This window comes from Mesorhizobium sp. RCAM 05104 (assembly GCF_059683645.1).
Genome location: NZ_CM185033.1, coordinates 2,330,459 through 2,342,505, shown reverse-complemented (window position 1 = coordinate 2,342,505; position 12,047 = coordinate 2,330,459). Strand labels below are relative to the sequence as shown.

The 12,047-nt window shown below is 59.3% G+C and carries 14 protein-coding genes; 3 read left to right on the top strand and 11 right to left on the bottom strand.

Translation table 11 applies throughout. The features are described from left to right. Positions 1–141 precede the first annotated feature (141 nt). On the top strand, positions 142–360 hold the full coding sequence (locus AC56QP_RS11650; RefSeq protein WP_489859599.1) for an O-antigen ligase family protein: 219 nt from the start codon (positions 142–144) through the stop codon (positions 358–360). Between the two features lie 510 nt (positions 361–870). Here the strand turns inward: AC56QP_RS11650 and AC56QP_RS11645 are convergent. The 5 genes from AC56QP_RS11645 to AC56QP_RS11625 form a co-directional block, all read right to left on the bottom strand. Then, a complete protein-coding gene (locus tag AC56QP_RS11645; protein WP_489859600.1) occupies positions 871–1,332 on the bottom strand; it encodes a phasin in 462 nt (153 codons plus the stop codon). 313 nt (positions 1,333–1,645) lie between these two features. Further along, entirely contained in the window at positions 1,646–3,319 is a 1,674-nt protein-coding gene (gene groL, locus AC56QP_RS11640; protein ID WP_489859601.1) for a chaperonin GroEL, read from the bottom strand. Positions 3,320–3,389: 70 nt separating this feature from the next. Further along, on the bottom strand, positions 3,390–3,686 hold the full coding sequence (gene groES, locus AC56QP_RS11635; RefSeq protein ID WP_489859602.1) for a co-chaperone GroES: 297 nt from the start codon (positions 3,684–3,686) through the stop codon (positions 3,390–3,392). A gap of 183 nt (positions 3,687–3,869) precedes the next feature. After that, positions 3,870–4,256 carry a hypothetical protein gene (locus tag AC56QP_RS11630; protein WP_489859603.1) on the bottom strand — a complete coding sequence of 129 codons (387 nt, stop codon included), beginning with the start codon at positions 4,254–4,256 and terminating at the stop codon, positions 3,870–3,872. Between the two features lie 14 nt (positions 4,257–4,270). Beyond that, positions 4,271–4,372 carry a hypothetical protein gene (locus tag AC56QP_RS11625; protein WP_489863621.1) on the bottom strand — a complete coding sequence of 34 codons (102 nt, stop codon included), beginning with the start codon at positions 4,370–4,372 and terminating at the stop codon, positions 4,271–4,273. Between the two features lie 70 nt (positions 4,373–4,442). On the opposite strand from AC56QP_RS11625, the gene AC56QP_RS11620 reads away from it, so the two are divergent. Next, positions 4,443–4,595 (top strand): SEC-C metal-binding domain-containing protein, encoded by a 153-nt coding sequence (locus AC56QP_RS11620; protein ID WP_489859604.1) that lies wholly within the window; start codon positions 4,443–4,445, stop codon positions 4,593–4,595. A gap of 176 nt (positions 4,596–4,771) precedes the next feature. On the opposite strand, the gene AC56QP_RS11615 is transcribed toward AC56QP_RS11620, so the two are convergent. From AC56QP_RS11615 to AC56QP_RS11605, 3 genes are read right to left on the bottom strand one after another with little or no spacing between them, the layout of a single operon-like run. Beyond that, complete coding sequence (locus AC56QP_RS11615; RefSeq protein ID WP_489859605.1) at positions 4,772–5,428, bottom strand: hypothetical protein; 657 nt, start codon at positions 5,426–5,428, stop codon at positions 4,772–4,774. Then, positions 5,425–8,523 (bottom strand): HsdM family class I SAM-dependent methyltransferase, encoded by a 3,099-nt coding sequence (locus AC56QP_RS11610; RefSeq protein ID WP_489859606.1) that lies wholly within the window; start codon positions 8,521–8,523, stop codon positions 5,425–5,427. Before AC56QP_RS11610 ends, AC56QP_RS11615 begins: the two co-directional genes overlap by 4 nt. Continuing rightward, complete coding sequence (locus AC56QP_RS11605) at positions 8,520–8,996, bottom strand: hypothetical protein (protein ID WP_489859607.1); 477 nt, start codon at positions 8,994–8,996, stop codon at positions 8,520–8,522. The genes AC56QP_RS11610 and AC56QP_RS11605 overlap by 4 nt, the downstream gene beginning before the upstream one ends. 450 nt (positions 8,997–9,446) lie before the next feature. Between AC56QP_RS11605 and AC56QP_RS11600 the strand changes: the two genes are divergently transcribed. Then, entirely contained in the window at positions 9,447–10,340 is an 894-nt protein-coding gene (locus AC56QP_RS11600) for an ArdC family protein (protein WP_489859608.1), read from the top strand. A gap of 37 nt (positions 10,341–10,377) precedes the next feature. On the opposite strand, the gene AC56QP_RS11595 is transcribed toward AC56QP_RS11600, so the two are convergent. Genes AC56QP_RS11595 through AC56QP_RS11585 form a run of 3 tightly spaced genes read right to left on the bottom strand, consistent with a single transcriptional unit; the run spans position 10,378 to position 11,945 of the window. Continuing rightward, positions 10,378–11,145, bottom strand: coding sequence for a hypothetical protein (locus AC56QP_RS11595; protein ID WP_489859609.1), 768 nt, complete (start codon positions 11,143–11,145; stop codon positions 10,378–10,380). A gap of 33 nt (positions 11,146–11,178) precedes the next feature. Further along, positions 11,179–11,709 (bottom strand): hypothetical protein, encoded by a 531-nt coding sequence (locus AC56QP_RS11590; RefSeq protein WP_489859610.1) that lies wholly within the window; start codon positions 11,707–11,709, stop codon positions 11,179–11,181. Further along, positions 11,706–11,945: an HTH-like domain-containing protein gene (locus AC56QP_RS11585; RefSeq protein ID WP_183458950.1), complete on the bottom strand. Its 240-nt coding sequence runs from the start codon at positions 11,943–11,945 to the stop codon at positions 11,706–11,708. Before AC56QP_RS11585 ends, AC56QP_RS11590 begins: the two co-directional genes overlap by 4 nt. Positions 11,946–12,047: the final 102 nt, after the last annotated feature.

The following is a 12,047-nucleotide window of genomic DNA, read 5'->3' as shown; positions in this document are numbered from 1 at the left end:
GCCTGGGCCGGGGCCGGGGCCTGGCTTTAGCGCATTCGTCCTGTTCGTTGGGCTCTCCCGTCTACACGATAGGGGCATGGACGACCATCGATGCAAGGGAGATAGATCCTGCGTTCGGACGCGCGGAGTTTGCCCCGTACCATGGATGGAATAAAAGAGAATTGGGTTACCGGAGTCGGATTTGGAAATTTTCAGAAGGCCTACCAAATATACGAAAAAGAAGGGATGATATTCCGCGCATATGTAAACCATGCCCACAACGAGTATCTCGAAATTACTTTCGAAGGTGGAGTGGTCGCAGCCATCTTAGTGGCTTTGTACCTATGCCTTCTCTTGATTGCGTTTGCTAGAATTCGCTAGGACTCCTTTCAGAAGGCGGCGTTTCTTTCTGTTGTGTTCTTGCTCGTGCATTCTCTTGTCGACTACCCGTTGCGAACCGCCGCGCTCGCGATGACCCTTCGCCTATATGAACGCCATCATCTTTCATCGCGGGATCGGGGAGCGCATGAGCCAAAAGCCAGAGCTGGTAGAAGTCGACCACAATGGCGACAAGCTGTTTGTTCCCGTTGGTGCGTCTCCGTAAGGCCTGAGCCTGCGGCCGAAATTGTGGGTCGAAGCTGCCGGCGCGCTTCTCAGTGGTCGCGAGACCGCCGCACCCGCGCGGCAAGAACACGGTCGCCGCTTACACAAAACATTGACGCTGTGGTCTCGGTCAGTGGCCACCGTGTCAAACCGACCCAGTCGGGCAGACAAAGGAAAAAGATATCCGATCAGATGGGAAAAGACCCGCGCGAGGTGCCGGTCTTGCCCAATGAGCCAATGAGACGTTCGACGAGGTATTGACCGTCTGTCCCGGATTGCTTGAAGCAATCAAGCGGCCTTGCGTACCTTCAAAGCCTTTTCAAAGGCATCCTTGATCGGCTTTGACACGTCCTCGCTAGCTCTCAACATCAATGCCTGGACGCCCTTGGCCTGCTCGGCGGACTTCTCGATCTGTTTGCGCAGGAAGGCGGTCTGCAGTTCGAAGAACTCGGACGGCGTCTTCACGGCAACCAGCGCTTCGAGGTGCGTGAAGCCGGCTTCGGCATTGGCTTGCAGAGCCGCAATCGTTTTCAGAAGCATCTCGTTGCTGGTGGTTTTGGCCATTTCAAATGTCGACTCGAAAGCCTTTTGAGCCGTTTCGGCGTCCGAGCTCAATTTGGAAAATACTTCTTTCGACTGCTCAACGCTCTGATCCGCGACAGCGCGGACTTGCTCAGCACCCTTGGATGGGTCGAAGGTAGGGAATTCGACGTTTTCGATCGTTTCAGTCTTGCCGGTGATCTTGGACATTGTTCCATCCTTTTCCAGGGGCGGCCGCAAAGCAAAGCCGCCTCCCTCATCTACGAGATCGCCGCAACGGATTTATGAAACTGACATGAATTTGCGCGAGCAGGCTGCGCCCGGTCCTGCGCGAATAGGGGTCAGCGATTGCCGTAATCGTCTCTTCGGATTTCTCCTCCGAAACTCCTTTGACACCGGCTAACGCCGATAGCGGCCGTCGATCCAAAATTTCGCGAGCGCCGAACTTTTCCAGACCGGATTTGCGCCTAAGAAAAGGGCGGCATTGCTGCCGCCCTTTCGAGATTGTTGAGATGCGTGGGCCTTAAAAATCCATACCGCCCATACCGCCCATACCACCCATGCCGCCCATGCCGCCGCCGCCCATGCCGCCAGGCATGCCGCCGCCAGCCGACTCCTTCTTCGGAGCCTCCGCGATCATGGCTTCGGTGGTGACGAGCAGGCCGGCCACCGAGGCCGCGTCCTGGAGAGCCGTGCGCACGACCTTGACCGGATCGACGATACCCATGGCGATCATGTCGCCATATTCGCCGGTCTGGGCGTTGTAGCCGAACGTCGCGCCCTTGTTCTCGAGGATCTTGCCGGCAACGATCGATGCTTCCGCACCGGCGTTGGCCGCGATCTGGCGGGCCGGAGCCTGCAGAGCGCGACGCACGATGTTGATGCCAGCGGCCTGGTCGGCATTGGCGCCGGTGGCCTTGATGTTGGCCGAGGCGCGCAGCAGTGCAACGCCGCCGCCTGCAACGATGCCTTCTTCCACGGCCGCGCGGGTCGCGTTGAGGGCGTCATCGACGCGGTCCTTCTTTTCCTTGACTTCGACTTCCGTCGCGCCGCCGACGCGGATCACCGCAACGCCGCCCGCCAACTTGGCGAGACGTTCCTGCAGCTTCTCCTTGTCGTAGTCCGAGGTGGTCTCTTCGATCTGCTGCTTGATCTGGGCGACGCGGCCCTGGATCTCGGCCTTCTTGCCGGCGCCGTCGACGATGGTGGTGTTCTCCTTGGAGATCGACACCTTCTTGGCGCGGCCGAGCATGTTGAGGCCGACATTCTCGAGCTTGATGCCGAGGTCTTCCGAGATGACCTGGCCACCGGTGAGGATGGCGATGTCTTCCAGCATGGCCTTGCGGCGATCGCCGAAGCCCGGCGCCTTGACGGCGGCGATCTTCAGGCCGCCACGCAGCTTGTTGACGACGAGCGTGGCGAGGGCCTCGCCTTCGACGTCTTCCGAGATGATGACCAGCGGCTTCGAGGTCTGCACGACAGCCTCGAGGATCGGCAGCATGGCCTGGAGGTTGGAGAGCTTCTTCTCGTGCAGGAGAATGTAAGCGTCTTCCAGATCCGCAACCATCTTGTCGGCGTTGGTGACGAAGTAGGGCGACAGGTACCCGCGGTCGAACTGCATGCCTTCGACGACTTCGAGTTCGGTCTCGGCGGTCTTGGCTTCCTCAACCGTGATGACGCCTTCGTTGCCGACCTTCTGCATCGCTTCCGCGATCATCTTGCCGACCGACTCGTCGCCATTGCCGGCGATTGTGCCGACCTGGGCAACCTCTTCCGAGGTCTTGATCTTCTTGGCAGCCTTGCCGAGAGCCTCGACGACTTCGGTGACGGCCAGATCGATGCCGCGCTTCAGGTCCATCGGGTTCATGCCGGCGGCAACCGCCTTGTGGCCTTCCTGGACGATCGACTGCGCCAGAACGGTCGCGGTCGTGGTGCCGTCGCCGGCGATGTCGTTGGTCTTGGAAGCAACTTCGCGGACCATCTGCGCGCCCATGTTCTCGAACTTGTCCTCAAGCTCGATTTCCTTGGCGACGGTGACGCCGTCCTTGGTGATGCGCGGGGCGCCGAACGACTTGTCGATGACGACGTTGCGGCCCTTGGGGCCGAGCGTGACCTTCACCGCGTCGGCGAGGATGTTGACGCCGCGCAGCATGCGCTCGCGGGCATCACGGGAGAATTTTACGTGTTTTGCAGCCATTGTAAGCTCCTGTCAGGGGTTCGGGATCGAACCCGCAGATTCAAGATTCAGTTGACGGTGAGGCCGATATTCAGCCGATGATGCCCATGATGTCGGATTCCTTCATGATCAGAAGGTCTTCGCCATTGAGCTTGACTTCGGTGCCCGACCACTTGCCGAACAGGATGCGGTCGCCAGCCTTGACGTCCAGGGGCGCGAGCTTGCCGGCTTCGTCGCGGGCGCCGGAGCCGACGGCGACGATCTTGCCTTCCTGCGGCTTTTCCTTCGCCGTGTCGGGGATGATGATCCCGCCGGCGGTCTCGGATTCGGATTCGACCCGACGAACGACCACCCGGTCATGAAGCGGTCGGAAATTCGAGTTTGCCATTTTGGATGTCCCTGGTGCGCGGAGGTTGAACGGTTGTCCGTTGCCGGAGCGGCGTTAGCACTCGACAGTGGCGAGTGCTAACGTGGCGCTGAGATAGGCCGTAGGCTGGTACTAGTCAAGGCGGAAGAGGGGGCGGGCGAAGAGCAAATAATTTTGGAATCGGTGCGGAAGCACCGGGACCCTTTACGTGGGGAGGCAAGGGGTGAGGTCGCCCACCGCTACAATGTCAGCAACAGCACGATCTCGCGGCTTCATCCGCTCGCCACGCGCAGGGTGAGGGTCGGCCGGCGCCGGGCTGCGCCTGCTGGACGAGCCCTTTATCGACACCACGTCGGAGATGTCAGATCTGGTACTTTTCCTTGTCGGATGGGCCGCCAAATGGCAACGGCGCAGGATCCTCGAGAACACGTCGAATGGACGCGCTCGCGCCAAGGCCATGGGGGTTAAGTTCGGCCGCAAGCCCAAGCTGTCGGCGGCAGACTTCTCTTTGCCGGCGGCGACCAGGCCTTTGTAGGTGTTCAGCACATGCTGGACGCGCTGCTGGATCGCCTGGTCGGGCGCGACAAACATGTCCGCGCGCTCTTTCAGCCAGTCATGCAGCTCCGGGGACCGATCAGCTTGTCAAACTCGTCCCACAGTTTCGGGAAGCACTTGGGCTTGTAACGTTCGTACCAGGCAGCGATCATGGCCGATGTGTCGATGCAATAAATCGTCGCCACGTAGCGCTACCCTGCAAGGCCGAAGGCGGCGCGTTCGATGTTGGGAACGGCAGTCACCTGCATATTGAAGGGCAACGGGCGCATTCCAACTGTGCGGGGTCCCGTAGCAGAGCGGAAGGTCGGTCGTAACGAGCGATGCCCATGTGGATCAGGCGAAAAGTACAAACGGTGCCACGGGCGGCTCAGTTGATAGATCGATGCTGGTTTCTTGAGAGCGGCTTCCTTCCTTGGGACGGGGTATTGGAGAACGGGATCGACGGTCTGACGTTGGCCATTGCGATCCCAAAACCGCTCTCCACGTCTGGTCCTGGACTATCGAGGCGCCATCTGTGTCGAACTCAGTAGCGGTCGATTCGGCTCGGTTCGTCAGCCAATTGGCGCAGACACTGATGGGTTAGAAAATAGCGCGTGTCGAAGCTCAATTTCCAATCCAGCTCGACGGGTGTGCCGTGTTCGGAATCGTTCGATGGTTTCGATTGCGGCAAGTGGCGTTGGCCCATCTATGAGCGCAAGAGGAGGATGGCTTCCTATGACGCTGGCGAGCCGCGCCTTGGCAAAGGGCACATCCCCGTCCAGCACATAGCCCAGCATGCAGCCGATAGGCAGATGCTCCGCATACTGTTCCGTGAGAAAACGCATCATGCCTTGGGTGACGTACATGGTGGCCAAGGAGCTGCGGTTTCCGCCGTTGATCACGTTGAGCCGCTTACACTCATAAGCCAGATATCGCTCTCGTTCCCAGTCGAAGAGTACGGCGATGTCGATGATGCCCTTGCTGTATTTCGACCCGTCCGTAGCGAGGCCGAATGGCTCGAACTGATACTCGACCCAATGGCACAGCCGACGCACGACGACGTCCTTGGTGAGATGATCGACGAGGTTGATGGTGATCTCATCTTCCCCAGGCTGTTCGGGGAGAACGGCCATGCAAGCCGGCCACGCCGCTGCGATCCTCTCTAGAAAGCGATCATCAAACGAAACGAAGCTGTCGACCCACTCCTGCATATCACCGATTAGCATCAATCAGCGCTCCGCCGTTGCGGTACGGCTGCGGCTTGCTGGAGATCGAGCGCTATTCCATCCGCATCGGCGAGCGCGGTGGAGCGTAGCCAAAAGCGCATCTGCATCGGCTTAATTAGGTAAAGGTGGTCACCGACGAAAACCCGGAGGTCCGGCATCAACTGGAAATTGCCATCGAGGGGCCTGTTGATGTGAGCAGCGAGTTGCTCAAGAACGTCGCTTAGCTCGCCGCCGGCATCCTCGGCATAGTCTTCATGGCCGCCCAAGTGCAGGCGAAGTATCGCTAGGTCCGCTCCGCGCGCGACGAGGCGAGCATCAATTTTCTTGTCTTTGAACCAGTCCGTCAGGCTGGCCGCCAACGTGCGCGCGTATTGTGCCCGTTGCGGTTCGTTCGGTGCACCCCACAGTTTCGGGAAGTGGCCTTCATGGGGCTGAAGCGCGGGCAGGATCGCTTCGACGGTATCGTCGATCAGCGCGATTTCATCGGGCGACAGGCAAAAATATTGGTACGCCAGCCGATCGATGGTTCGAAGGATCTCGCTCTCTTCGCCCTGCATCGAAAACGTCTCGTTCGACCGGCCGCGTGCGGCGTCAACAATTGCAATCAGCTTACGAGCTGCTTGCGCAGCTGCGTCTTGATCGGGAACATCGGCAGGCGACGGAAACGGCAATCGCAGCAGGTCGGCCTGCTGGACCTCCGGTCGATCCGAACCGAACGACGCGGTGCCATGAAAGGCGTACCAAACCGCGATTCGGCTATTGAGTATGGCGGTGAGGACCTTCGCACGGTCGCTTTGGCCATCCGGCACAACTATCGCCTGGAAGATATGCTGGAAGGTCAGGGGCTCGTCGCAATAGGCGGCCCGCAGGCGATTTTGCGATGTCTCCACCCCACGCGGGATAAGAATGCGCGCACCGTCGAACCCGGCCTCGAATCCGCGACGACGAACCGTCGGTGAAGCGGCCGGTTGCAAGCCTTCCGCAGCCTGAGCCAAACGTGAGTAGGCTGTAATCGGTAGGTCCGGCAATCGACCGACGTATTCGCTGGCGAGCGGAGGCGCGTTGCTTTCGCTGTCCTCATTGAAAGGCTGATAGCCTTGCCCGATCACCCATCGATCGCCGGGCTCTTCACGGCGACGGCTCAGGCTACCGAAATCGCTAACGAAGGCCTCCAGCTTGGGGAGCCTGGCAAGGTAACCAAAGAGCTTGGCGTCTGGGTCCCGCATCCAAAGCCGCTGCTTGAAGATAAGCGGGTTATCCAGAACCGTGCCGACCCCTAGTACGGTCTTGTCGGCGCTGCTCAGCGTGATGACACGCTTGATACGGAGATTAAGATCGGCTTTCGGCGCCCAATAGTCGAACCGATATGGGAAACTGTCCGCTTTCGCGCTGCCGTAGATAATCAGAGCGGCGGGACGATGGGCTTTCTCGAAAAGCTGAAATCGAAGGTCCGCGAAGTTGATAATGCGGCGGACCCGAGATTTCCGGAAGAACGCGTCACGTGCGTCAACGGTGTTTTGGGCGTGGTTGTGCAAAAATCCCATCGCCGGCAACAGGAACGCGATCAGTCCGCCGTCAGCGAGATGTGAGAGAGCTTTCCAACTGAATGCCCAGGCGTCTTCGCCTCCGGGCATAGGATGGCCGGTCTTCTTGCTCCACTGGACGGACGAGCGCGCCGAGCCGCGGCGGCTAGTCCATGGCGGATTGCCGATGATAACGTCGTACCGGGCGCCGTCTGGCGACACCTCAAAAAAGTCTCGGCAGACGAGGGTCTTGCCCCAGAGTTCGGGGAGGAGTTTTCCCCGGGTGATGAGTTTTCGGATGTCGCGTGGTGAGACCTCTTCGAGGAGGGCGACATAGAGCGAGAACACCGCGACGCGAACGGCCCCGCCATTTAGATCCCAGCCATTAATTTGGCTCAGCAGCGATAAAAGTGTCTTCCAGGAAATCGTCTGCGTTTTGTGCTTCGCTCGCCAATGCTCGCAGAGCCGCTGGAACGACCGGACGAGAAAAACGCCCGAACCGCAGGCGGGGTCAAGGAAGTTTCCAGCCGTCCGTGCCGCGTCCGGTAACATCTCCCAGGCTTGGGAAACGACGGTATCGGCGAGGAACATGGGCGTGTAATAGGCGCCGTTTGCACGGCGTTCGGCCTCTCGTTCCCCCAGAAAGCGATCATAGACGGCGCTGACAAGCTCGATCGGGATATAGCGGAAGTCATAACCCCAGAACCGTTGCTGGCCTGAATGCGCCATCTCTTCACGCCCCGATCGAAAGCGGGCCAGGATGGTAAGATGGGTGGCCGTGACTTCAGGCGCCTCGCCTTTCGGCTCGAAAGAGCAGGGCGCAACGAACAGGTCACCATTGAAATCTTTATGGAGAGTTCGAAAGAGCGATCGAAAGAGATCGACGTCGCCGGTTTCCAGCAGCGCCGAGAAACTCTCAGCGCTCATCTCGGTAACGGCCGCAAAATAGGCAGGCGTTACGATCTCTCGATCTTCAAGATAGGCGATAAACATTGCCTGTATGAGCAAGGCTTGCGCCGCATCAGGGGCAAGTTCGGCAGATTGCAAGAGTTCGTGGGACGCATTCAGATTATCGAGAAGAACTTGGTCGATACGTTCTTTTGGCGGGAAATAATCGCCGTAGTCCTTCCAAAGGCGTCCGGATTCCGCGCCATAGATGAGATTCTGAAACCTTAGGGCTTCGGTCGTCAGGCTGAGGCTATCAATGAGGCAGCGGGTCTCGAATGCGTCGCCAGGATCGCTAAACGGAGTGCGCGCGAGCGAAAACGCTCTGAGCGTATCCTCGGCGATGACCAGCAGCAGGCTCGCCAAGCCCTGGTTCCAAAGCGCGCCGTGGAGATCGATAATTTTGGCACGATCGTAAACATCGGCTTCGAGAATGGCGACGGTGGGAACTCCTTGAACACAGAAAATCGCTGAAACGCCCATTTCATTGAGTGCGGCGCGGATAGCTGGCGCATGCGGCACGTCGCTAACGGCGTCAGCTGACTCGTAAAGTTCGGGCGAATGCCGATGAGTAAGTCCCAAGCGGACTTTCCACTCCGGCGCCAACGCGGATGCCTGGACCGTGGTCATGCTCGTTTTCCGCGCTGCTCAGGCTGCTTGGTTACAGAAGTCGGGGGAAACTGTAGATAGCCTTGCACATCATCGGTTTCGGTTGCCGTGAGCGCCGAGCGCAGGCGCGATATGATCGGCGCGCAAGGAACGCGAAGAGTGGAGGCGTCCAGTGATGGGCGATGAGGCGCGTTCACGTCCACAAGGCGGAGATTGTCGACTTCGATCAGAGCAACGCAGTGTTCAAGGGACAGCCAAGACCTACCCCGGCACTCCATGAACAGTTGATCAAAACGGCCGCCGACCGTGCTAACACGGACACCAAAGTCCTTGACGAGTTCCGCGACGATTGCCATCGCAACAACGTCCCCAGGCGTGAAACTCGGAGCATGTCCCTTGTGCATCGCCAGCGCGGGAATGGCATCCCGCCACGTACGAAACGCATCCACCGAAATGGAAAGCAGCTCGCGAATCTGACTTTGAGTGTAACGCATTCGATTACATTAGTATGGAAAACGCCCCGGATCAACACGGGGTCAACCCCAATAGAGTTCTTGATATGTTCTTGTGGCTCACGCTGCGGCAGATGAGCCCGATTACAACCAGGAGTGCCCGTTTCTGAGGCACCCGTGGCGGACCACAGCAATCATATCGCAGAACCGCGGGTTAGCAGGCCGCCTATATGCCAGGTCGATGGATCATCCATCCCCAGCAGCGCAATCCCGCATCGGGGCAGGCGCGTCTCGGCATGATCCGGTGACGCGCGCATGGGATTCCGGCCCTTCTGAACCGTGCGGCAATGGGGAGCAGGCTGCTACAGGCCGCGCCGCAGGCAAGGGCAAGCCCTCCTTCACTTCGTTCCGGCCCTGCGGGTGCATGCGACGCTATGGCCCTCCGCCGCCTGGAGGCTCCCGCCGCAACGGCGGACCAGAAAGGAGCCAACCATGCCAACGAAGCGCGACACCTATCAGATCATCACCGACACCATTCTCGGTGCCCTCGAAAACTGCGGGCCTTGCGAGCGCCCCTGGGTCGGCCCGTCGCTGACCATGCCGGTCAACGCTGTATCCGGCCACGAATATCGCGGCATCAACGTGGTCATGCTGTGGGTCGCCGCCAAAGAGGCCGGCTACCCGGAGAATACCTGGGCGACGTTCAAGCAGTGGTCCGAGAAGGGCGCAAGCGTCCGCAAGGGCGAGAAAGGCACCCCGGTCATCTGGTTCAAGATGCTCGAGCGCAAGGATGCCGACGATGCCGGCACTGACGAGGACGGCCACCGCATTCCCTGTGCCCGTCTGAGCTGGGTGTTCAACGTCGGGCAGGTAGATGGTTATCAGCCCGAAAAAGCCCGCACGCCGGAAGACAACAAGGTGTCCTCGATAGCGCGAGTCGATACCTTGATCGCCGCAAGCCGTGCCAAAATCACCCACGAGGGCGCACAAGCCTTCTACCGGCCAAGCACTGACGAAATCGTGTTGCCACCCCAGCATCTGTTCACTGGCACGTCCACCAGCAGCGCCACCGAGGCCTATTACGGTGTCGCCCTCCACGAACTCACCCATTGGACGGCGCCACGTCTGCAACGCGAATTCGGCAAGCGCTTCGGTGATGCCGCCTACGCGGCCGAAGAATTGGTTGCCGAACTCGGAGCCGCATTCCTCTGCGCGAAGCTGGGTATCGAGGCGGAACCTCGCGCTGACCACGCCAAGTACGTGGCCAGCTGGATCAAGATTCTTAAAGGTGACCGCAGGGCATTCATCGCAGCTGCCAGCAAGGCGTCGGAAGCCAGCGACTACCTGCTGGCCTTGGAAGGCCGAGACGCTAGGGCGGCGGCCTGACAGTCGCCCTGGCGGCCTGCCTGCCTTTTTCGTCGCCCTATTGAGACCCGGCGGCGTTATCGCTTTGAATGGCTTTTTTGAACCACTCAGGGGGCTTTGCTATTTCGGATCCGGCGACGCTGTCGGGAACATTCCGCCAGAACGCGACAATCGCGTCCGAGAACGCCTGAAACTGGTCATCGCTTACCTTGAGATTCGTGTAGTCCACCAGGTCGAAAGTCCATGGCAAGCCCGAACCACTAAGCCGATCTTCGAGATATTCAGGGTGCTTCAGCTTCAGGTCCTTCAGAGCTGGTCCGTCGCCATGCTTGTAGACGTTGACCACCAGCCTGCACGCGTCGAGCGTCGTGAAATAGTCGGTGCTCCGGATCCTCCAGCCCAAACTCTCTAAGAGGTCGGCAATCTTGCCGAAGTCCGCTGACCAGACTTTTGCAATTGCCGTGTCTCCTTGATGCCAGTGCTGGATTTCGCGCACCAGCCAGTCCCGCAGCTGTTTCTCCCATTCGTGAAACATTCCCGCGATCACACTCAGCCGGGTTTGGTCGCGCATGTCGCTCAGGAGCTGGTAGAACTCAATGCCGGCGTCGTTGGCGGCCTCGTAGAAATCACTGGGATCGTGCCGGTCGGGGTCAAACCGGTCACTGCTTTGCTCCAGCCGCTCCTCCGAGGCCTTTTCGGCTTCGGCTTCCATGTTCGCGAACTGTGACAACAGGCGCTTGCGGGCCTGTTCGATGTAAAACTGATGCCCCTTGATCAGGGACTGCCGGTGGGGTCCCCACATTTTAAAGAAGACGTAGTTGTACATGACAGTGTCTCACGTCGGGCCGAAGGGCAGGGATCATTCCAATTCCTCCAGAACCAGCGTTGGCGCTAGGTCCCCGAAAAGGTCGGTGAGAATTTCACGTAAGGTGCTACGGGGCACGAAGGCGGCACTTGGCACCTCGTGATGGTTCTTGCGGATCGGCCGTACACCGGTTTTGTTGGGCGTTGGGCGCCGGGAGTTGGGATAATGATCAAGCGCAGCGAGCGGTTCTCCTGGCGCAGCGCCAAACCAGAAAAACGGTCCCATGGCGAGGTCGGATTCCAGTCGGATCCAAATGGCGCAGCCGCTGGGTTTCTCAGCCAAGGCACGGGAGAGGGACACGGTGCCGGGCCTCTTCTGCGTTCCAGTCTTGAACTGGATGTGCCGAACGATCTTTCCTCGGGCCATGACCAAGTCGTAGCCGTGGGCGTCGAACTCCGATCGGAGTACCTCAACGTCATATACACCGAGCCTCCACAGCTCGCGGAGAGCGTCGCCTACGAACACATGCTCGACGATGCGCTCCCGCAGGGTGGAGTAAAGGTAGTTTGATGCGACGGTCGTCATATCCTGTCCACATCAAGGCCAGCGTCGATCAGCCTGCCGGCAATCTTGCGCATCTTCGCAAATTCAGTCCCGAAGGCCGGCGTCAGCCCCACGGCCGCGCAGAATTCCTTACCGGTAACACCCTCCAGGACATTGGCGTACTTGATCACCTGGACATGAAGCTCGGCGATATAGCCGTTCCGCGGCGATGTCTCGATTGCAACTTTGATTTTCTTTAGTGCTTCGTCAGCCGTCATTCGTAGAGCTCCGGGTCACTCGCTATGGATAGCGGTATCGTAGCATATAGCTAATAGCAATATGCTAAAAACATAACTGAATCAGCGGGGGCTTTGACAGGC

Excerpts from the sequence above, each read along its gene's own strand:
- AC56QP_RS11650 (WP_489859599.1), top strand. The coding sequence starts at position 142 with ATGGATGGAATAAAAGAGAATTGGGTTACCGGAGTCGGATTTGGAAAT.
- AC56QP_RS11645 (WP_489859600.1), bottom strand. The coding sequence starts at position 1,332 with ATGTCCAAGATCACCGGCAAGACTGAAACGATCGAAAACGTCGAATTC.
- groL (WP_489859601.1), bottom strand. The coding sequence starts at position 3,319 with ATGGCTGCAAAACACGTAAAATTCTCCCGTGATGCCCGCGAGCGCATG.
- groES (WP_489859602.1), bottom strand. The coding sequence starts at position 3,686 with ATGGCAAACTCGAATTTCCGACCGCTTCATGACCGGGTGGTCGTTCGT.
- AC56QP_RS11630 (WP_489859603.1), bottom strand. The coding sequence starts at position 4,256 with ATGTTTGTCGCGCCCGACCAGGCGATCCAGCAGCGCGTCCAGCATGTG.
- AC56QP_RS11625 (WP_489863621.1), bottom strand. The coding sequence starts at position 4,372 with ATGATCGCTGCCTGGTACGAACGTTACAAGCCCAAGTGCTTCCCGAAA.
- AC56QP_RS11620 (WP_489859604.1), top strand. The coding sequence starts at position 4,443 with ATGTTGGGAACGGCAGTCACCTGCATATTGAAGGGCAACGGGCGCATT.
- AC56QP_RS11610 (WP_489859606.1), bottom strand. The coding sequence starts at position 8,523 with ATGACCACGGTCCAGGCATCCGCGTTGGCGCCGGAGTGGAAAGTCCGC.
- AC56QP_RS11605 (WP_489859607.1), bottom strand. The coding sequence starts at position 8,996 with ATGCGTTACACTCAAAGTCAGATTCGCGAGCTGCTTTCCATTTCGGTG.
- AC56QP_RS11600 (WP_489859608.1), top strand. The coding sequence starts at position 9,447 with ATGCCAACGAAGCGCGACACCTATCAGATCATCACCGACACCATTCTC.
- AC56QP_RS11595 (WP_489859609.1), bottom strand. The coding sequence starts at position 11,145 with ATGTACAACTACGTCTTCTTTAAAATGTGGGGACCCCACCGGCAGTCC.
- AC56QP_RS11590 (WP_489859610.1), bottom strand. The coding sequence starts at position 11,709 with ATGACGACCGTCGCATCAAACTACCTTTACTCCACCCTGCGGGAGCGC.
- AC56QP_RS11585 (WP_183458950.1), bottom strand. The coding sequence starts at position 11,945 with ATGACGGCTGACGAAGCACTAAAGAAAATCAAAGTTGCAATCGAGACA.